The sequence below is a fragment of the Methyloradius palustris genome, from assembly GCF_019703875.1.
Lineage (GTDB): Bacteria > Pseudomonadota > Gammaproteobacteria > Burkholderiales > Methylophilaceae > Methyloradius > Methyloradius palustris.
Genome location: NZ_AP024110.1, coordinates 1,671,107 through 1,690,576, shown reverse-complemented (window position 1 = coordinate 1,690,576; position 19,470 = coordinate 1,671,107). Strand labels below are relative to the sequence as shown.

Below are 19,470 nucleotides of genomic sequence, written 5' to 3'. Positions count from 1 at the left end.
TAGCTAGTTTCTGCGCTGTAAGCCACCTAATAAGGCAGCAACCTCGGTTTTTGGTTTGCTGCCAACACGATTGAGCTGTTGTGCATTATTTGCGCTACTTGAAGGTTCGTAAGGCTTGTCGAACCATTCATCAGTGCTTTTCTTTTTAGGAGCTGGGCGTGGTGAACTAGCGCGAGTTTCATTGCTGCCGCGGCTGCTTCTATTATCAGTAACACTCTCTCTTGAGCTTGATTGGCTAGTTGCAGACGTTTCAGGCACAAACGTTTGCTCAGGCGTAATTTGGCGCTTGATCAGTTTTTCGATTTCTTTGAGGTACTTTTCTTCTTCTGGCGCTACCAGTGAAATCGCAATACCAGACTTGCCAGCACGGCCTGTGCGGCCTATGCGGTGTACGTAATCTTCTGGTGCGCTAGGGATTTCATAGTTAATCACCATAGGCAGGTGATCAATATCCAGGCCACGTGCAGCGACATCGGTCGCAATCAGTATGGCAATGGTGCCTTGCTTGAAAGCTTCTAGCGCTTGCATGCGTTCGAGCTGGCTTTTATCGCCATGAATCGCATCTGCTGAGATGCCTTCACGTTGTAATTGCTTGGCTAAACGGCTGGCAGTCAGTTTGGTTTTGGTGAATACGATGACTTGTGAAGCATCGCTACCCTTTAAAATTTTTGTTAGCAGGGCGTGCTTATGTGTTTGTGCGACCAGATATACTTTTTGAGTCACATTTTCAGAAGTGGCATTACTACGCGCCACTTCAATGAGTTTGGGATTATTTAAAAACTCTTCTGAGAGTTTTTTGATTTCTTTAGAGAAGGTTGCCGAAAACATCAGTGTCTGACGCTGTTTTGGCAGCATTGCCAAAATACGCTTTAGGTCAGGCATAAAGCCCATGTCCAGCATGCGGTCTGCCTCATCGAGCACCAGCATCTGTACTTGACCAAGTTGCACCGTACGTTGCTCAATATGGTCGAGCAGGCGGCCAGGGGTCGCGACTAACACTTCAACACCGCGCATCAGGCTTGGTGTTTGCGTTTTGATATCAACGCCGCCAAATACTACCAATGAACGCAAGGGCGTATGTTTTGCGTAGGCTTTGACACTTTCTTCAACCTGGATCGCCAATTCGCGCGTAGGCGCAAGAATCAAGGCGCGCACAGGGTGGCGGGCAGGTGATGCACTGCTGCTAGCAAGCGGCAACAGTTTTTGTAAGAGTGGCAACGCAAAAGCAGCAGTTTTACCTGTACCTGTTTGTGCGCCAGCCATGAGGTCTCCGCCTTCAAGCGCAATCGGAATTGCTTGCGCTTGAATTGGAGTGGGTTTGGTATAACCAGACTCAGTGAGGGCTTTCAGCAGTTCAGGCGCGAGGCCTAAATCTGAAAAGTGGATTTCAGTCACCAGTTCAACATTCACTGGTTCGGCATTCACTGCTTGATTCACTGAGTCTGTCATATTTAATAGGCTAATTAAGCAAATGTACGTGGACGACGTGCTGCGCCATTGCCTTGGTTTCTTTCAGCATTGCTGCGGTTACCACGGTTGTCATCGTTGCGGTTAGCAAAGCTGCTGCCACGGTTTGCATCGCGGTTACCTTCTGAACGGCCAGCTGGTTGGCTGTCGCCTCTGTAGCCATGACCAGTCGGTGCAGCGCTACGTGGTTTAAAACCAGTGTTGCTGCCAGGTTGAGCACTACGGTCACCATAAGGACGGCTGCTACCAGCATTACGATCACCTGGACGACCATTGCTTGGACGGCTATCGCTACGACCACTACGGTTGTTTGAAGGACGGCTTGAACGTTCAGCACCATCTGTTCTTGGCGCAGGGCGTTTTGGCTCGTAACCAGCGATTACAGTAGCTTCAAGGCGTTGGCCAGTGAATTGCTCAATCTTGCGTACTTGATGACGATCAGCATGTGATGCAAATGAAACTGCAATGCCTGTGTTACCAGCACGACCAGTACGGCCAATACGGTGAACATAATCTTCTGCAAATTTAGGCAAGTCGTAATTGATAACGTGTGTAATGCCTTGTACGTCAATACCGCGAGCAGCAACGTCAGTCGCTACAAGTACCTTAACATCGCCATGACGCAGCTTGGTCAATGTGCGGTTACGTGCACCTTGGGTCATATCGCCGTGCAATGCAGCAGTTTTATGGCCAGCAGCATATAAATCTTCAGCCAACAAATCAGCATGACGCTTGGTTGAAGTGAATACGATTACTTGATTAACATCAGGAGCAATCAACAGATGCTCAAGCAATTTGTTCTTGTGGGTCATGTCGTCAACGAAATGCAGGCGTTGTTCGATGTTTGCATGTTTTTCTTTTTGTGCAGCAACCTGGATAGTCTTAGGGTTACGCAGAATCTGGTGAGCGATACGGCCAATGTTGCCATCCAGCGTTGCTGAGAACAGCAATGTTTGACGGGTAGCTGGTAATGCATTACAGATACGTTCTACATCAGGCATGAAGCCCATGTCCAACATACGATCGGCTTCATCAAGAATCAGCATTTGCAAACGGGTCATATCAATACGGCCACGTTCCATGTGATCCAGCAAGCGACCAGGCGTTGCCACCAGAATATCTAAAGGTTGTGACAATAATTTGTTTTGCAGTGGGTAAGGCATACCGCCAACAATACTTACAGTACGTGCGCGGATGAATTTGCCATATTTACGTGCAGCTTCATTTACTTGAGCAGCCAATTCACGGGTAGGTACTAACACTAGGATACGTGGGCCACGGCTGTTTAATGGGTGTGGGGTTGCAAGCAGGTTAAGTGCTGGCAGGGTAAAAGCAGCGGTCTTGCCGGTGCCAGTTTGTGCTGAAGCCATCAAGTCATGGCCAGCCAGAACTTCAGGAATTGCCTGAGCCTGAATAGGGGTTGGGGTGTTGTAACCAGCTTCAATCAATGCACGCAGCAGTGATGGATGCAGGTTTAAATTCGCAAAGCCGCTGTCTTGTGTGGCAGCTAGATCTTGCGATTCAGAATTAATAGGGGTTTCAACAGATACGTTTTGTAAAGACACAATTTTCCCTTTCAAGGAACAAAACTAAAAGGGCGCAAGCAGGCTCATATTGTTGCAACAGGCAACATAAAGCGCAAACCATGAAAATTTCTTATGAATATTTCGTAGGTATTTACCGGCGCACGGGCATAGCCACTAACCGGTAAAAACTAGAGAGCCGCAAAAACTGCAATGGGCTTCGAGAGGGCTAGGGCGATGAATCTCGACTAATTCAACAATTGTCTATACTGCTAAAAATTGCTTTGGTTTGAATCAACCGAAGCGCGCAGTATATAGATAGTCACGAAATTGTCAAAGGTTTTGTGGTAGAATCGCGCCCTTTTAACGAATCGGCTAAACAACTCATGTCGCGCAACCTACGTAATATCGCCATCATCGCCCACGTTGACCATGGCAAAACCACCATGGTGGATAAACTCTTGCAACAAGCGGGCACTTTTGCATCCCACCAGGCCGTCACCGAGCGGGTGATGGACTCCAACGATCTGGAAAAAGAACGCGGTATTACTATTCTTGCAAAGAATACCGCTGTTAACTTTGAAGGTACCCACATTAATATCGTTGATACCCCAGGTCACGCCGACTTTGGTGGTGAAGTTGAGCGCGTATTAGGTATGGTGGATGGCGTTGTGTTGCTGGTTGATGCGGTTGAAGGCCCAATGCCGCAAACGCGCTTCGTAACCAAGAAAGCATTGGCACTAGGTTTAAAGCCGATTGTTGTGATTAATAAGGTAGACCGTCCAGGTGCACGTACCGACTGGGTGATCAACCAGACATTTGACCTGTTCGCTAATCTTGGCGCTACAGATGAGCAGCTGGATTTCCCTGTCGTTTATGCTTCTGCACTAAATGGTTACGCAAAACTCGATTTGAAAACTGAATCTGACACCATGCGCCCATTATTTGAAACTATTTTAAGCTACGTGCAGCCGCCACAAGGCGATAGTGATGCACCGTTGCAATTACAGATTTCAGCTTTAGATTACTCTACCTACACAGGCCGCCTTGGTGTTGGCCGTGTATGGAATGGCCGTATCAAAACTGGCCAAAGCGTTTCTGTGATGAGTGGTGAGAAATTAGTTGGTACAGGCCGTATCAACCAGGTATTGGGTTTCAGGGGTCTTGAGCGCGTGCCAGTTGAAGAAGCTGAAGCAGGCGATATCGTGATTATCTCTGGTATTGATGAAATCGGTATTGGCGTCACGATTACAGATCGTGAAAACCCAGTAGGCATGCCAATTCTTGGCGTGGATGAGCCAACTTTGACGATGGACTTTATGGTGAACACATCACCGCTCGCTGGCACTGAAGGCAAGTTCATTACCAGCCGCCAGATTCGTGACCGCTTGACTAAAGAGTTGCTAGTTAACGTCGCGTTGCGCGTTGAAGATACACAAGATGCTGACGTATTCCGTGTTTCAGGCCGTGGTGAGTTGCACTTGACCATTCTGCTGGAAAATATGCGCCGTGAAGGTTTTGAAATTGCTGTTGGTAAACCGCGTGTTGTATATCGTGAAATCAACGGTGAAAAATGTGAGCCATATGAAATCCTGACTGTTGACTTGGAAGATGATACCCAGGGCACCGTGATGGAAGAGCTGGGCCGCCGCCGTGGTGAATTGCAGAATATGGAATCTGACGGCAATGGCCGTACCCGCTTGGAATACAAGATTCCAGCGCGTGGCTTGATCGGTTTCCAAAGTGAATTCCTGACCATGACTCGTGGTACAGGCTTGATGGCACACATATTTGATGAATACGCAGCAGTTAAACCTGATATGCCAGGCCGTCGTAACGGCGTGCTGATCTCATCTGAACAAGGTGAGGCCGTGGCTTACGCGCTGTGGAAATTGCAAGATCGTGGCCGTATGTATGCTGTCCCAGGTGATCGTTTGTATGAAGGTATGGTCATCGGTATTCACAGCCGTGATAACGATTTGATTGTGAATCCAGTGAAAGGTAAGCAACTGACTAACGTTCGTGCATCAGGTACTGATGAAGCAGTACGTTTGGTACCAGCTGTGCAATTGACTTTGGAATCAGCCGTTGAGTTTATTGACGACGATGAATTGGTCGAATTAACACCAAAGTCTATTCGTATCCGTAAACGCTTCTTGCTTGAGCATGAGCGTAAACGTGCTTCTAAAGACTAAGTTGATTTAGGCTTTCAAGGTATTTCAATAAAAAACCCGACACTGTCGGGTTTTTTATTGTCTAGATTTTGCTATTGAAGGTTGATAATTAAGTAGGCCTATTGAAACCTGCGACTTTTTTAAGGGTCTTTATTGAAGTAGATAAAGCGCATTTAAATGTTAATGGCAAAACTTTGAAAACATACCCATGAAAAAATCACTGACTATTAGTTTATTCACCTTATTTTCTTACAGCACTATGCCTCTCCTGACCTTTGCGCAACCTAGCCAAGAGGAAATATTCAAGATCAACGAATCCATCGTTCAGGTCAATGCTGAATTCAAGAATGGCAGTCGTGGTTCGGGCTCTGGTGTGGTGATTGCGAAGGATTATGTGGTGACTAACTGCCATGTGCTGGCAGATGCAGTAGGCGTTAATATTGAGAAAGTACGAGAGAGTTACGCGCCAGTTTCGCTTCAGGCGGATTGGAAACATGATCTCTGCCTGCTTAAGTTCGAGGCATTGCCCCTCAGCCCCGTGCCGATGAAATTAAGTAAGGATTTGCAGAATGAGCAGGAGATTTTTTTGCTGGGCTACCCCAATGACGCGCAAGTACCACAAGTCTCTTACGGCTCCATTACCGCGCTTTATCCCTATGATGGAAGCATTGTGATCCGTTCATCGGCTGCCTTTGCACAGGGCTCTAGTGGTGGGGCGCTATTTGATCAAAACTTTAACCTGATTGGCATCACAACTTTTAAAAGCCCAGGTAGAAAGCAACCATATTTTTATAGTCTGCCAGTTGAGTGGATTAAAAAGCTGTTTGATTTGCCAGCGCAGCAAAGCTTGCATGCCACTGAGAATCCGTTCTGGAATTATGCTGAAAATGAACGACCATTCTTTATGCAGATTGTGATTCCATATCAGCAAAGTCAGTGGTCAGAGTTATTTAAGCTGGCCAGTGCCTGGTGCGAAAAGGAGCCGGATAGTGCAAGTGCCTGGTTTTACTTGGGCGTCGCCGAGTATCATCAGAGTCATCAAGATCAGGCAATCATTGATCTAAAGAAATCCACAGATCTAAACCCCAGGAATATAGAGGCTTATACTCAACTCGCCAAGATTGCCTTGGATGCAGGCGATAAAACCGAGGCACAACGCATGGCTGATATTATCGCGGGCATAGATCCAGACCAGGCAGAGGATTTGATAGCGCATCTGAGCGAGATGCATTAGTTATACGCTCGCGTTTTCATAGCGCTTCACTGCATGCGGGCACAAGCGCACGCTTATCTGCGTGCAGCTTAGAGTATAATTTTGCCTATGATAGAAACAATTACCTTTGTCTTAGCGATTGCCACCTTTGGCTTGCTTGTGCTGTTGTTCTGGAAAAATGCAAATCAGCCAGATACAGCCAGCCAACTTGTGTCACAAGTCATGGCACAGCTAGAAGAAAAACATAGGCTAATGCTCTTAGACCTGAATGATGGCCTGAATAAACTGGGCGACCGCCTCAACGTGATTTCAAGCGATAGTAGTGAGCGATTGCGTGCTGCAGTGGCCCAAGAGCTCAAAGAAACGCGTGATGCCATGCAGCAACTCAAGCTTTCACAAGCTGAAGGTTTGGCCCAAACCCGCGAGACTGTGCTTGAAAAACTGCATACCACACTCGCAGAGCAAGGCAAGGCTGAGCAAAGCCTGATTCAAGACACCATGCTCAAAGCCACATCCCAGCTGACTGCCAGCATTGAAACACTCACCAAAACAGTTGATGGCCGTCTGGAATTGATCGGCGGTAAGGTGTCTGAGCGCCTAGATGAAGGTTTCAAGAAAACTAATCAGACTTTTACGGATGTAATGACACATCTGTCTCGAATAGATGAAGCACAGAAGAAAATTGATGGGTTAGCTACTAATGTAGTCAGCTTGCAGGATTTACTGAGTGACAAAAGGTCTCGTGGTGCCTTTGGAGAGGTTCAACTAGAAAGCCTTGTGAGAAATTCATTGCCTCCAAACTCGTATGAATTTCAATACAGTTTAGGTGAAAATAAGCGGGTGGATTGTATGCTTTTTCTGCCCGAGCCGACTGGAAATATAGCCGTGGATTCCAAATTCCCGCTCGAGAACTATCATCGAATGTTTGAGGTCGGTATTGCAGAAGCTGATCGAGCTATTGCAAAAAGGCAATTCAAATCTGATGTTAAGAAACACGTGGATGATATTGCAGGAAAATACATTATTCCCAATATTACTGCCGATGGTGCGGTAATGTTCATACCTGCTGAGGCGGTGTTTGCAGAGATTCATGCATATCATCCTGAAATTGTTACTTATGCAATGAGTAAGCGAGTTTGGTTGGTATCACCTACGACTTTAATGGCCGTACTCAATACTGCACGAGCTGTTTTAAAAGATACAGAAATGCGTAAGCAAGTTCATATTATTCAATCTGAGCTTGGTAAATTAGGTAAAGATTTCGGTTTATTTGATAAGCGAATGAAAAGTCTTGCCGACCATATTCGAATGGCAAATAAAGATGTAGATGACGTGCATATCACTAGCCGAAAGATTAGTGCTGGATTTGCCAAGATAGAGCGAGTTGACCTAACGAGTGAAATTGAATCTAAGGTTGTACCTGATACTGAGCTATTAAATTTAGAGCTGGGCAATGAATTAGAAGAGGATGAAGCATGAGCAATATAAATGTGGATGAAGACGAGTCTGGTCTGATTATGCTGGTACAGCATTACGCAGGTAAATTTGGCATTACCTTTAGCTCTAGCTTGCTGCAAGACCCTGTGCACAAGGGCAAGCTCATGCAATTGCTGGCGGAAGCCGTGAGCGGCAGACGCGGCGCAGTGACGGATGCAGATGTGTTGCATACGGACGACCAAGTAGATTAATTCTCAATATGATCAAAGTGCTTTATTTTGCGAGTTTACGGGAACAACTCGGCGTTTCTACCGAGCAAATCATACTTGCTGAGCCTGAGATTTCGGTTGCGGACTTAGTGGTAAAGCTTGCTGCCCGTGGTGCGGATTGGCAGCACTTAGCAGCGAATAAAAATGTGCGTGTAGCTGTTAACCAAACCCTCGTGACAAATGATGCCATCATCAAAGCTGGCGATGAAGTGGCATTTTTCCCACCAGTGACTGGTGGTTGATATGTCAGTGAGGGTTCAGGCGGAAGATTTTGACGCAGGCGCTGAAATTAGTCGTTTGCGTTTGAGCCGCCCTGATACGGGTGCGGTGGTTTCTTTTGTCGGTCAGGTACGTGACCTGAATGATGGTGAGCAGGTGAGTACGCTCACACTGGAGCATTATCCCGGAATGACCGAGGCGGCATTAGAAAACATCATTGCTACTGCCAAACAGCGCTGGAATATCTTCGATGCCTTGGTGATACATAGAGTGGGTGAATTAAAGCCTACAGACGAGATTGTGCTGGTTGCTGTCAGTGGTGCGCATCGCGGCGAGGCTTTTTCTGCCTGTGAATTCATTATGGATTTCCTCAAGACAGAAGCGCCATTCTGGAAAAAAGAACAAACTCCCAACGGCGAGCGTTGGGTGGAGGCTAAAATCTCTGATGACGCCGCACGAGAGCGCTGGCAGGTCTAGAATTAATCATTGTCGCACTTATCACTCAACTTCATTTCAATCTCGATCAACAGTACGGTAACTATAAAAACTAAATGCTAACTACGCTAAACCCAGAATCTTTGACTGTTCAAATCGATGCCCATGCACTCGGCTTCTCAGATACCTCTGAACTCATACAAACCTCTGGTGCAAGCTGGATAGGGCAGGCAGAGGCTGAAACTGCAGCAAGATTTGGTTTGACGATGCAGCAACCAGGGTTTCATTTAATCGTGCTGGGTGAGCCTGGTGCTGGCCGTACTTCGTTGACGTTGAAGTTGATGCAAGAAATCGCTGCACAATCTGAAAAGCCGCATGATCTCGTCATATTGAACAATATAGAGGTTCCCGAAACGCCTATAGCCCTCTATTTGCAAGCGGGTGCAGGTGCTGCGTTGCGGCAGGCAATGGATGCGTACATCCGATTGCTTGCCAAAACCATTCCAGCAATGCTGGCTGAGGCTGCAAAGGTAGAGAACAAGAGCGAAAGCGAGCCTGCTTGTAAACACCAAGCTATTGCAGATTTCTTGACTCTTGAATTGGCTAAAATCAACACTAGCCTTAAAAGCCAAGTGATTGATGACAGTAAACTCAGCACTTATTTGAATGCACTTAAACAAGACACTTTAGAAAACATCGAAGTATTCCAGTCTGGTAGCAATGATGCAGATGGTGATCTGGAGAGCCTTTTAAGCCGTTATCGCGTTAACTTACTGGTGGATCACCGCAACGCCAAAGGCGCACCAGTCATTTACGATGATGACCCATCGATGTTATCGCTTTTTGGCGGGCTGGAAAGCACGGGCGATGGCAATACCACACCTGACTTTATGCGCATTCGTGCGGGCAATCTGCTAAAAGCCAATGGTGGCATGCTGATGCTACATCTGCGCGATATTCATGCGGATCAGCAGAATGGCAGCCAGATCATTGAAAAGCTACACCGTTTTTTGCGCAACGGACACGTGCAAGTTGAAGAGTCTGCAGGGTCTTCAGCACAAAGTAGCGCGGGGCATTGCTCACTTGAGCCTTTAAAAGCTGTCGTCAAGGTTGTGCTGATTGCTTCGCGCGAGGATTACTACGCGTTGCAAGAAGAGTCTTATGAGTTTGCCCGCTACTTTAAAATTAAAGTGGATTTCGTCGAAAGATTCTCCGCTACACCAGCGAATTATCAGGCAGTTGCGCAATATATTAGCCAGCAATCCGCAGAACACAACTTGCCTCATTTGAGTGCTGATGCAGTGGCTATTGTCATCCGACAGATGCAGCGCAGAATCGATGACCAAACCCGAGTTAGTACAGATTTTTCGTATTTGCGAGCTTTGCTTTTTGAGAGCGCCGCGATAGCTGGAGATGCATCTCTAATCTCAGCTATGCATGTGGAGTGCGCGCTAAAGCAACAATATCAACGCCATCAACACCCCGAGCAGCAGCTTCGCCATTCCATAATTGATGGAGAACTGCTCATTAGTCTGAAAGGCAAGGTGGTTGGCCAGATTAATGGCCTCTCACATATAGACCTTGGAGATGCGAGTTTTGGCTCGCCAGTAAGAATCTCAGCCCGCTGCCACGCGGGTGACAAGGGCGTGATCAATATTGACCGCGAGGTCAAGATGAGCGGCCCGAATCATGATAAAGGCATATACATCCTGCAGAGTTGGCTTTCTGCCAGCTTCGCCAATTTGGCACCTTTGGCGATGCACGCGTCTATTGTATTTGAGCAGGAATACTATGGCGTGGAAGGTGACTCTGCTTCGTGTGCAGAGTTATTCGCTTTGCTATCTGATTTGTCAGGCTTGGCATTGCCGCAAGGGATTGCCGTGACAGGCGCATTGAACCAGCATGGTGAAGTGATGCCGATTGGTGGCGTGAATGAGAAAATTGAAGGTTATTTTCGGGTATGCCAACAATCAGGCCTAGATGGCACACAGGGCGTGATTATCCCCGCTCGTAATCGACTACATTTGTTATTGGATCAAGAAGTCATTCATGCGGTTGCGCAAGGTCAGTTCCACATATACACCATAGCGCATGTGCTTGATGGCATTGCCTTATTGACAGGGCTCGCCGCAGGCCAGCCAGATGTCTATGGTAATTACCTCGAAAACACTGTGATGGGTGAAGTGCAGAATGCGCTGAGAAATTATCGCGATATCTACCGCAACAACCATCACCTGAATAACCAGCAGGCAGGTTTGTACGAACGCTAATCTTCATGACTGATGTGGATAACAAATGCAGGCTGGATAAATGGCTATGGGCTGCCCGATTTTTCAAGACCCGTAGCTTGGCTACCGATGCAATTGATGGTGGCAAGATTCATGTCGATGGCGAACGCGTAAAGCCGGCAAAGGAAGTCAAACTTGGACAAGTTATTCACATACGCCGCAAGGACTTTGAGATTGAGGTCAGCGTGACTGGCTTATCCATGCAGCGTAAAGGTGCACCAGAGGCGGCTCTGTTGTACTCTGAAACACCAGCCAGCCAAGCCAAACGCGCAGATGCCGCTGTTACCCGTGAAGCTGATCATGGTAAACGCGAGCGTGGAGCAGGGCGCCCGACCAAACGTCAGTTACGCGAAATACGGCGTTTCACGGGTATCTAACAGACGGCTCTAATTTGAGTTACCAGGGAACTACTTTCCCATCATAAGCAAAGAATTTTCCGCTATCGGCCAAGGTCAGTTTTTCGATTACCTTGCGCATGCCACTTACGCTCTGCTGCGCATTAATCAGCCCATTAGGCCCACCCATATCGGTTTGTACCCAACCTGGATGTAGCACGATGGTGCTGATGCCATGTGGAGCCAACTCAAACGAGAGGCTTTTGATGATCATATTCAGTGCAGTCTTACTGGAGCGATAAATATAGCTGCCCCCACTGGTGTTATCGTCGAGGCTCCCCATTTTGCTGGTGAGATTAATAATTTTCTTGATTTGACCTTTTTCAATCTGGCCAGCAAATGCCTGCGCCATCTTGAAAGGAGCCAAGCTGTTGATGCGAAAGGCTTCCAGCCATTTATCATAATCACTATTGGCTAATTTCCCATTTGGGCTGGCAGGGTAGATGCCCGCATTATTCAATAAAATATCAATCGGCTGACTGAATGATTGCGCTAATTCATCAATCTGGTTGAAGTTGCCTACATCCAGTGTGTGAATACTGATCAGGCTGCTATGCTTGGCTGTTAATTCCAGTAGTTCTTTAGCTGTATCAGGATTGCGGCAACAGGCGAACACGCGCCAGCCATCTTCAGCATATTGTTTGCTAAATTCAAGCCCCAGGCCACGGTTAGCGCCAGTGATCAACACATTAGGCATGATAAAAATCTCCAGTTTTATGTTTTAAATAGTAAGGCAATAAAGAATATTGTATAGATGTTATAAATATACGCTTGTTCAATGATTAATTTATTTGCTAAACTGCGTTCAGTATTTGAACGCACTATCTTTACAGGACTGCATTCTACTAAAACATGCTCACAGATGAATATCGTTACAAGATATTAAAACTGATCGAAGCTCAGCCCGAGATCAGTCAGCGCGAACTCGCACAGGTCCTTGGCATCAGTCTTGGTAAAGCAAATTTTTGTCTGAAAGCCCTGATGGATGTTGGTTTTCTAAAAGCCACCAATTTCCGCAACAGCAAAAATAAGCTGGCGTATATGTATCTGTTGACACCTAGTGGCATGGAAGAAAAGGCAAGTATTACAGTACGATTCCTCAAATATAAATTACAACAATATGAAACATTGAAAGCTGAGCTTGAAGAATTACATCGAGAGGTTGTAACAGATAATAAAAGATTATGAGTGCATTCATTTTTAGTAAAATTAGTAAGATGTAATTAGAGCTAATCTTGGAAATAAAGAGAATAAAATAGATCACCTCGCTTAATTGAAGTGTCGAGCTCGATATAAGGAAATTAAATGAAAGCAGTGATTCTTGCTGGTGGTTTAGGTACACGTATAAGCGAAGAGACCTCTTTACGGCCTAAGCCTATGATCGAAATTGGTGGACGCCCTATTTTATGGCACATCATGAAGATTTATTCTGCGCACGGCATTAATGATTTTATCGTCTGCTGTGGCTACAAAGGCTATGTAATCAAGGAGTACTTCGCGAATTATTTCTTGCATATGTCTGATATTACGTTTGATATGCAAGCAAATAAAATGGAGGTTCATCAACGCAATGTCGAGCCTTGGCGCGTGACTTTGGTTGATACTGGTGAAAATACGATGACTGGTGGCCGTCTTAAAAGAGTTGTTAACTACTTAAAAGATGAAGATGTTTTTTGTTTTACTTATGGCGATGGTGTCAGCAATATTAATATTACTGATCTTATTAATTTTCATAAGTCTCAAAATGTTAAGGCCACACTCACTGCTACATTACCCCCTGGACGTTTTGGTGCTTTGGAAATCAAAGGCCCTAAAGTTGCTAGCTTTCGGGAAAAACCAAAAGGTGATGGCGCCATGGTTAACGGCGGGTTTTTCGTAATGTCTCCTGAAGTTATTGATTATATAGCCGACGATGAGACTGTTTGGGAAAAAGAGCCATTAGAGCGGTTAGCGGAAGAGGGCCAGCTTGCGGCTTTTAATCATGATGATTTCTGGCAGCCGATGGATACCTTGCGTGACAAAGTATATCTCGAAGATTTATGGCAATCAGGCAAAGCACCTTGGAAAACTTGGTCATGAATCCGAATTTCTGGAAGGGGAAACGTGTTCTAGTCACTGGACACACTGGCTTCAAAGGCAGCTGGATATCGCTCTGGTTGCAATCATTAGAGGCTAATGTGATTGGTTATGCGCTAGCACCATCGACAACCCCTAATCTGTTCCAGACAGCAAGAGTCGCTGAGGGTATGACAAGTATTATTGGCGATATACGTGATCTCCCGCATCTGCAAAAAGTTTTTGCTGAATACAATCCTGAAGTTGTCATCCACATGGCAGCGCAACCACTTGTGCGCTATTCATACATGGAGCCAGTAGAGACTTATTCTACGAACGTCATGGGTACGGTAAACCTTTTAGAGGCAATACGCCATAGCTCCAGTGTTAAAGCGGTGGTGAACGTGACCAGCGATAAGTCATATGAGAACCGTGAATGGTTATGGGGTTATCGCGAAGATGAGGCAATGGGTGGATATGACCCATACAGTAGCAGTAAAGGCTGTGCGGAACTTGTGACATCAGCATATCGTAATTCATTTTTTAATCCGCAAAATTGCGCTACCCATGGCGTTGGAATTGCTTCTGCAAGAGCTGGCAACGTAATTGGCGGCGGGGATTGGGCAGATGAACGATTAGTCCCAGATATCATTCGTGCCATTAGTGCAAAAGATAAAGTCATTATCAGAAGTCCCAATGCTATTCGCCCATGGCAGCATGTTTTAGAGCCATTAAGTGGTTATTTGTTATTAGCTGAGCGCTTATTTTCGCAAGGTGCGAAATTCTCTCAAGCTTGGAATTTTGGACCATATGACCAGGATGCAAAGCCCGTTGAGTGGATTGTAGCTTCCATGGTTAAAAGCTGGGGTGATGGCGCGAGCTATCATATTGATAGTACTAAAGCAGACTTGCATGAGGCGCATTATTTAAAGCTGGATTGCACTAAAGCGCGCCAGTTACTTGACTGGCAGCCAAGATGGTCTATCCGGAATTCTATTGAGAAGATAGTGGATTGGCATAAAGCGCATTTGGAGAACCAAGATATGCATGAATATACGATTAATGAAATAAAGAGCTATACAGCTACTAAGCCCCTTTAATTTTAAATGAAAATGTAAGAAGGAATAATATTTTGGATAAAGCCCAAGAGATTCGTCAAAAAATTGCAACTCTGGTTGATGAATACGCAGCGCTCAAATATGCGCCTAAAGCTTTTGAGGCAGGCACGACCGTTGTACCTCCATCAGGCAAAGTACTCGATGGAAATGAACTTAAAAGCATGGTGGAAGCATCTTTAGATGGATGGCTCACGACAGGCCGCTTTAATGAAGCATTTGAGAAGCGCTTGGCCGAATATCTGGGTGTTAAATTTTTAATCACTACCAACTCAGGCTCATCTGCAAACTTACTAGCCTTTTCCGCACTTACCTCTCCTAGACTGGGCCATCGTGCTATTAAGCCGGGTGACGAGGTGATTGGGGTAGCTGCTGGTTTCCCTACTACGGTTAACCCAATTTTGCAGTTTGGTGCTGTGCCAGTTTTTGTTGATATTGATGTTGCAACACACAATATTGATGTCGACAAAATCGAAGCTGCCATCAGCCCCAAAACCAAAGCCATCATGTTGGCTCATTCTTTGGGAAACCCTTTCAATATCAAAGTAGTAAAAGAGATTTGCCAAAAGCATGGATTATGGCTGGTTGAAGACAATTGTGATGCGCTCGGCTCGACCTATAGTGGGCAATTAACTGGCACATTCGGCGATATTGGCACACTTAGTTTTTATCCGGCCCACCACATCACAATGGGCGAGGGCGGGGCAGTTTTTACTAACAACCCAGAGCTTAAATTGATCGCTGAGTCTTTCCGTGATTGGGGCCGTGATTGTTACTGCGCGCCAGGTAAAGACAACACCTGTGGCAAACGCTTTTGTTGGAAACTCGGTACCTTGCCTGAGGGCTATGACCACAAATATACCTATGCTCACCTAGGCTACAACCTGAAGATTACTGATATGCAGGCCGCTTGTGGCCTAGCGCAAATGGATAAGCTAGATAGTTTTGTGCAAGCACGTAAAGATAATTTCGCCTATCTTAAATCCAGGCTGGCATCATGCGAAGAGTTTTTAATTCTCCCCGAAGCTACTCCAAATAGTGATCCCTCATGGTTTGGTTTCTTGATGACAATCAAGCCAGAGGCTGATGTTCGCAGGGTAGATTTATTAAATTACCTTGACCAGAATAAAATTGGTACGCGTTTGTTATTTGCCGGCAACTTAACCCGTCAGCCTTATATGCTTGGCAGAAATTACAGGGTAAGTGGTGAGCTCACCAATACTGATGTTGTCATGAATAATAGTTTCTGGGTTGGTGTATATCCAGGGCTGACAATAGAAATGCTGGATTTTACGATTGCTAAAATTGAATCATATCTTGGCGTTAATTTCGATTGATGGCTCAACAAAAACAAAAAATACTTTTATTCGGAGTAAATGGCTCTATAGGGTCAGCTATCGAACAAAAGTTTTTGAATGCAGCTTGGGACGTGCTAGGCGTCACTCGAGAAGATATTGACTCTAATACCAGAGTGTCATGGAGTCCTTTTGATGCTAATAGTAGTCCCCCGTTATCCAGACTCAAAAACGAAGGTCCTTTTGATTCTATTTGCTGGGCTCAAGGGCAAAACTGGAATGACAACATCTATAGTTTTGACGAGCAAAAGCATCGTGAAATTTATGAGGCAAATGTTTTGTATATTCTCAAGACTTTGAATATTCTTCTTGAAAATGAAATTCTGAAAAAACCTGCAAGGCTTTGCCTCATTAGCTCTATTTGGCAGAATATTTCCCGGCAAAATAAGTTGTCCTACGGTGTAAGTAAGTCAGCGATTCATGGACTGGTTTTATCGCTTGTCAATGATCTTGGGAGCGAAAGCCATTTAATTAATGCAGTACTGCCCGGCGCATTGGATACTCCAATGACGCATAAAAACCTGGCAAAAGAACAGGTGTCAGCGATTGAAAACTCTACTCAGTTTGGTCGCTTGGCAAATCTGGATGATGTAGCAAATGTAGTTTATTTCTTATGTTCTTCTGAAAATACAGGCCTGACTGGGCAGTTTATTAAAATAGACTTAGGTTACTCAGATGTCCGCGTCATTTGAAATCCATTCCAGCAGTAAAAATTACCAAGTTGAGGTTCTTACGAACTTACTCAAAGAGAAACGCTATCGTCCTGACCAGAGCTTTGTATTAGTCGACCAATTAGTGCTTGACCTATATCCCTATCTTAACGCTCAAAACTTAATCGCTATTACCTCAGTGGAAGAATCCAAAAGTTTAGAAACAGTAGCCTTTGTGATCGAGCAATTACGGGCAAAGGGCGCTAATAGAAACAGCCATTTAATTGCTGTTGGTGGCGGTATTATCCAAGATATAGCTACATTCAGCGCATCCGTCTTTATGCGAGGTATTTCCTGGACATACTATCCAACTACTTTATTGGCTATGGTTGATTCTTGTGTGGGCGGTAAGTCATCCATCAATGTTGGCAAGTATAAGAATATTGCGGGTAATTTTTATCCCCCGGAAAATATTCTAATCGAGACTGACTTTTGTAATACCTTGGCTCATGCAGAAATGATTGCAGGGCTATCTGAAGCCGTGAAAATATGTTTTGCTAATCAAGGTGCTGCGTTTCATGAGTATTTGAGGCTTACAGAAACAGATGGGCTAGTAACAAAAGAAAAACTCTCACAAGTAATCTCCCTTAGCTTGCTAACCAAGAAAAATTTTATTGAAGAAGATGAGTTTGATCAGGGCATAAGATTGTTATTGAATTTTGGCCATACTTTTGGCCATGCTATTGAGGCTGCGGGCCATTTTTCAATTACCCATGGTGTGGCCGTTGGAGTTGGAATGCAGATGGCGTTACACATTTCAACTCAGCTAGAGAGCTCTGGGTGTTCACACCCAAGAGTGCAGATGCTTAGTCATTATTTGTCGGTATTGCTTCGCGGTGTGCCAAGCTTGGGAAAACACCTTAGCGCAATATCAGGGCAGTTATTGTTTGATAAATTTCAATCAGACAAGAAACATACCACGGATAAATATGTGATTATCGTGCCTGACAGAAACGGCTATTTGGAACGAATATATATCAATAAAGACGATGATTTTGAAAAAATATTCTTTAATTCATTTGAAAAAATAAAAGGGTTGTATGAAGTACAGTGATCAAATTGCCAACTGGCTAGTGAAGCTTGGATATACTCATTGTTTCTATGTTGGCGGTGGCAACATCATGCATTTGATTGAGAGCCTCAGCAAAAAATTAATATGCATCCCTGTTATTCATGAAGTTGCGGCAGGTATCGCTACTGAGTACTTTAATGAAACATCCAACGGTAATAAAGCGCTGGCTTTAATAACTGCAGGGCCAGGGTTAACCAATATTGTTACTGCTATTGCTGGGGCATTTTTGGAAAGTAGAGAGTTGCTTGTATTGGGCGGGCAAGTTAAAACGGCAGACCTTGCGCGTGGTCGTTTACGGCAACGAGGTATTCAAGAGATTGATGGAATATCCATCACAAGTTCCATTACTGTGAATTCGACTTTACTAGATGCTCCGGTTGATTTTCAATCCTTCCAATCTTTAATTAAACATGAGGGCTTAAATCGACCAGGGCCTGTTTTTCTCGAGATTCCAATCGATATTCAGGCAAGAGTTGTTGATTACCATGCTGAAGATAGTAAATCGACATCTAAAATTCCTATTATCAATCAAGATATGGTAATGGATGTTGCATCAAGAATGAATGATGCACAAAGACCAGTATTGCTTATCGGAGGTGGCGTTAGCCGCGCAACTGCTTCCCGTTTGCTCCGTAAATTAAGTATTTTAAACATTCCGATTTTAACTACATGGAATGCAGCTGACCGAGTTCCATTTGATCAGCCTAATTTTATGGGCCGACCTAATACTTGGGGGCAAAGAAGTGCCAACCTTATTATCCAGCAAACTGATCTACTGATAGCGGTGGGAACTAGGTTGGGAATGCAGCAAACTGGATTTAATTGGCAAAAATTTATACCAATCGGTCAGATTGTTCAGATTGATATTGATACTGCTGAGCTTGAAAAAGGGCATCCAAAAGTTGATTTGGCCTTGCTTGGCGATGCAAATACATTTCTTGAAGCATTATTAAATCAACCATTAAAAGATCATTTGGACTGGCTAAGTTATGCTCGTTATATCAGGAGTGAAATTCCTCTAGTCGAGCCAATCAATAAGACTGGTCCTGAATATATCTCCCCATATGTTTTTGCTGAGAAGATATCAAAAGTCTGTGGCGATACTGATGTGATAATTCCATGCAGTAGTGGAGGAGCTTTCACCATTATGATGCAAACCTTTGAACAAAAATCTCAACAGAAAATAGTCACTAACAAAGGCTTAGCTTCAATGGGCTACGGGCTCTCTGGTGCCATAGGTGCTGCAGTTGCTAATCCTGATAGCCGTGTTGTATTGGTCGAAGGCGATGGTGGTTTTTCTCAGAATATTCAGGAAATAGGCACCGCGGCTATCAATCAGCTTAACTTAAAGATATTCATTTTTGATGACTCAGGCTATGCGTCAATTCGAGCGACCCAACGAAATTATTTTGGGGGCGCATATATTGGCTGTGACATTGCTACTGGATTGGGGCTTCCAAACTGGGAAAAGCTTTTTGCTGTTTGGGATGTTCCCGCGTTGAGATTAACTTCAGACTTTGCGAGTGATCAGCAATTTCAAACATTGTTTGAATCAAAGGGTGTGATTGCCTTTATAGTTCCTATTGATCCCGAGCAAACGTATTTACCTAAAATTACTAGCAGAATTACTGAAGTTGGATCCATGGAATCAAATCCATTACATCTAATGACCCCCGATTTGCCTGAAGAACAATACGCAAGAGTTGCTAAATACTTAATTTAAAAGAAAAGCGAGATTTAATA

Annotated in this window: 18 protein-coding genes; 15 read left to right on the top strand and 3 right to left on the bottom strand. The window is 44.8% G+C overall.

The window, feature by feature from the left end; genetic code table 11:
* Positions 1-3: 3 nt before the first annotated feature.
* Together ZMTM_RS08145 and ZMTM_RS08140 are read right to left on the bottom strand one after the other, a co-directional pair.
* On the bottom strand, positions 4-1,449 hold the full coding sequence (locus ZMTM_RS08145) for a DEAD/DEAH box helicase (protein WP_221763408.1): 1,446 nt from the start codon (positions 1,447-1,449) through the stop codon (positions 4-6).
* Between the two features lie 14 nt (positions 1,450-1,463).
* Positions 1,464-2,999, bottom strand: coding sequence for a DEAD/DEAH box helicase (locus tag ZMTM_RS08140; RefSeq protein WP_221765648.1), 1,536 nt, complete (start codon positions 2,997-2,999; stop codon positions 1,464-1,466).
* 377 nt (positions 3,000-3,376) lie between these two features.
* Between ZMTM_RS08140 and typA the strand changes: the two genes are divergently transcribed.
* The 8 genes from typA (at position 3,377) to ZMTM_RS08100 (ending at position 11,402) form a co-directional block, all read left to right on the top strand.
* Positions 3,377-5,185, top strand: coding sequence for a translational GTPase TypA (typA, locus tag ZMTM_RS08135; protein WP_221765647.1), 1,809 nt, complete (start codon positions 3,377-3,379; stop codon positions 5,183-5,185).
* A 187-nt stretch (positions 5,186-5,372) separates the two neighbouring features.
* Positions 5,373-6,398, top strand: a complete 1,026-nt coding sequence (locus tag ZMTM_RS08130; protein ID WP_221763407.1) for a trypsin-like peptidase domain-containing protein — start codon at positions 5,373-5,375, stop codon at positions 6,396-6,398.
* 87 nt (positions 6,399-6,485) lie between these two features.
* On the top strand, positions 6,486-7,856 hold the full coding sequence (gene rmuC / locus ZMTM_RS08125; protein WP_221763406.1) for a DNA recombination protein RmuC: 1,371 nt from the start codon (positions 6,486-6,488) through the stop codon (positions 7,854-7,856).
* Positions 7,853-8,065, top strand: coding sequence for a hypothetical protein (locus ZMTM_RS08120; RefSeq protein WP_221763405.1), 213 nt, complete (start codon positions 7,853-7,855; stop codon positions 8,063-8,065). Before rmuC ends, ZMTM_RS08120 begins: the two co-directional genes overlap by 4 nt.
* An 8-nt stretch (positions 8,066-8,073) precedes the next feature.
* A complete protein-coding gene (gene moaD / locus ZMTM_RS08115) occupies positions 8,074-8,325 on the top strand; it encodes a molybdopterin converting factor subunit 1 (RefSeq protein WP_221763404.1) in 252 nt (83 codons plus the stop codon).
* A gap of 1 nt (position 8,326) precedes the next feature.
* Positions 8,327-8,779 (top strand): molybdopterin synthase catalytic subunit MoaE, encoded by a 453-nt coding sequence (gene moaE, locus ZMTM_RS08110; RefSeq protein WP_221763403.1) that lies wholly within the window; start codon positions 8,327-8,329, stop codon positions 8,777-8,779.
* Positions 8,780-8,853: 74 nt separating this feature from the next.
* A complete protein-coding gene (locus ZMTM_RS08105; RefSeq protein ID WP_221763402.1) occupies positions 8,854-11,007 on the top strand; it encodes a Lon protease family protein in 2,154 nt (717 codons plus the stop codon).
* 5 nt (positions 11,008-11,012) lie between these two features.
* Positions 11,013-11,402 carry an RNA-binding S4 domain-containing protein gene (locus ZMTM_RS08100; protein ID WP_221763401.1) on the top strand — a complete coding sequence of 130 codons (390 nt, stop codon included), beginning with the start codon at positions 11,013-11,015 and terminating at the stop codon, positions 11,400-11,402.
* Between the two features lie 19 nt (positions 11,403-11,421).
* Here the strand turns inward: ZMTM_RS08100 and ZMTM_RS08095 are convergent, their stop codons facing one another.
* Positions 11,422-12,117, bottom strand: coding sequence for an SDR family oxidoreductase (locus tag ZMTM_RS08095; RefSeq protein ID WP_221763400.1), 696 nt, complete (start codon positions 12,115-12,117; stop codon positions 11,422-11,424).
* A gap of 155 nt (positions 12,118-12,272) precedes the next feature.
* Between ZMTM_RS08095 and ZMTM_RS08090 the strand changes: the two genes are divergently transcribed.
* The 7 genes from ZMTM_RS08090 (at position 12,273) to ZMTM_RS08060 (ending at position 19,450) form a co-directional block, all read left to right on the top strand.
* Positions 12,273-12,608, top strand: a complete 336-nt coding sequence (locus tag ZMTM_RS08090) for a MarR family EPS-associated transcriptional regulator (protein WP_221763399.1) — start codon at positions 12,273-12,275, stop codon at positions 12,606-12,608.
* Positions 12,609-12,725: 117 nt separating this feature from the next.
* Positions 12,726-13,499: a glucose-1-phosphate cytidylyltransferase gene (rfbF, locus tag ZMTM_RS08085; protein ID WP_221763398.1), complete on the top strand. Its 774-nt coding sequence runs from the start codon at positions 12,726-12,728 to the stop codon at positions 13,497-13,499.
* Complete coding sequence (gene rfbG / locus ZMTM_RS08080; RefSeq protein ID WP_221765646.1) at positions 13,496-14,575, top strand: CDP-glucose 4,6-dehydratase; 1,080 nt, start codon at positions 13,496-13,498, stop codon at positions 14,573-14,575. The genes rfbF and rfbG overlap by 4 nt, the downstream gene beginning before the upstream one ends.
* A gap of 32 nt (positions 14,576-14,607) precedes the next feature.
* Positions 14,608-15,927, top strand: a complete 1,320-nt coding sequence (gene rfbH / locus ZMTM_RS08075) for a lipopolysaccharide biosynthesis protein RfbH (RefSeq protein ID WP_221763397.1) — start codon at positions 14,608-14,610, stop codon at positions 15,925-15,927.
* Positions 15,927-16,637 carry an SDR family NAD(P)-dependent oxidoreductase gene (locus ZMTM_RS08070; RefSeq protein ID WP_221763396.1) on the top strand — a complete coding sequence of 237 codons (711 nt, stop codon included), beginning with the start codon at positions 15,927-15,929 and terminating at the stop codon, positions 16,635-16,637. Before rfbH ends, ZMTM_RS08070 begins: the two co-directional genes overlap by 1 nt.
* A complete protein-coding gene (locus ZMTM_RS08065; RefSeq protein ID WP_221763395.1) occupies positions 16,621-17,709 on the top strand; it encodes a 3-dehydroquinate synthase in 1,089 nt (362 codons plus the stop codon). Before ZMTM_RS08070 ends, ZMTM_RS08065 begins: the two co-directional genes overlap by 17 nt.
* Positions 17,696-19,450: a thiamine pyrophosphate-binding protein gene (locus tag ZMTM_RS08060; RefSeq protein ID WP_221763394.1), complete on the top strand. Its 1,755-nt coding sequence runs from the start codon at positions 17,696-17,698 to the stop codon at positions 19,448-19,450. Before ZMTM_RS08065 ends, ZMTM_RS08060 begins: the two co-directional genes overlap by 14 nt.
* Positions 19,451-19,470: the final 20 nt, after the last annotated feature.

Bases quoted from the DNA above. Each gene is read 5' to 3' on its own strand.
- ZMTM_RS08145 (WP_221763408.1), bottom strand. From the start codon at position 1,449: ATGACAGACTCAGTGAATCAAGCAGTGAATGCCGAACCAGTGAATGTT.
- typA (WP_221765647.1), top strand. From the start codon at position 3,377: ATGTCGCGCAACCTACGTAATATCGCCATCATCGCCCACGTTGACCAT.
- ZMTM_RS08130 (WP_221763407.1), top strand. From the start codon at position 5,373: ATGAAAAAATCACTGACTATTAGTTTATTCACCTTATTTTCTTACAGC.
- rmuC (WP_221763406.1), top strand. From the start codon at position 6,486: ATGATAGAAACAATTACCTTTGTCTTAGCGATTGCCACCTTTGGCTTG.
- ZMTM_RS08120 (WP_221763405.1), top strand. From the start codon at position 7,853: ATGAGCAATATAAATGTGGATGAAGACGAGTCTGGTCTGATTATGCTG.
- moaD (WP_221763404.1), top strand. From the start codon at position 8,074: ATGATCAAAGTGCTTTATTTTGCGAGTTTACGGGAACAACTCGGCGTT.
- moaE (WP_221763403.1), top strand. From the start codon at position 8,327: ATGTCAGTGAGGGTTCAGGCGGAAGATTTTGACGCAGGCGCTGAAATT.
- ZMTM_RS08105 (WP_221763402.1), top strand. From the start codon at position 8,854: ATGCTAACTACGCTAAACCCAGAATCTTTGACTGTTCAAATCGATGCC.
- ZMTM_RS08100 (WP_221763401.1), top strand. From the start codon at position 11,013: ATGACTGATGTGGATAACAAATGCAGGCTGGATAAATGGCTATGGGCT.
- ZMTM_RS08095 (WP_221763400.1), bottom strand. From the start codon at position 12,117: ATGCCTAATGTGTTGATCACTGGCGCTAACCGTGGCCTGGGGCTTGAA.
- ZMTM_RS08090 (WP_221763399.1), top strand. From the start codon at position 12,273: ATGCTCACAGATGAATATCGTTACAAGATATTAAAACTGATCGAAGCT.
- rfbF (WP_221763398.1), top strand. From the start codon at position 12,726: ATGAAAGCAGTGATTCTTGCTGGTGGTTTAGGTACACGTATAAGCGAA.
- rfbG (WP_221765646.1), top strand. From the start codon at position 13,496: ATGAATCCGAATTTCTGGAAGGGGAAACGTGTTCTAGTCACTGGACAC.
- ZMTM_RS08070 (WP_221763396.1), top strand. From the start codon at position 15,927: ATGGCTCAACAAAAACAAAAAATACTTTTATTCGGAGTAAATGGCTCT.
- ZMTM_RS08065 (WP_221763395.1), top strand. From the start codon at position 16,621: ATGTCCGCGTCATTTGAAATCCATTCCAGCAGTAAAAATTACCAAGTT.
- ZMTM_RS08060 (WP_221763394.1), top strand. From the start codon at position 17,696: ATGAAGTACAGTGATCAAATTGCCAACTGGCTAGTGAAGCTTGGATAT.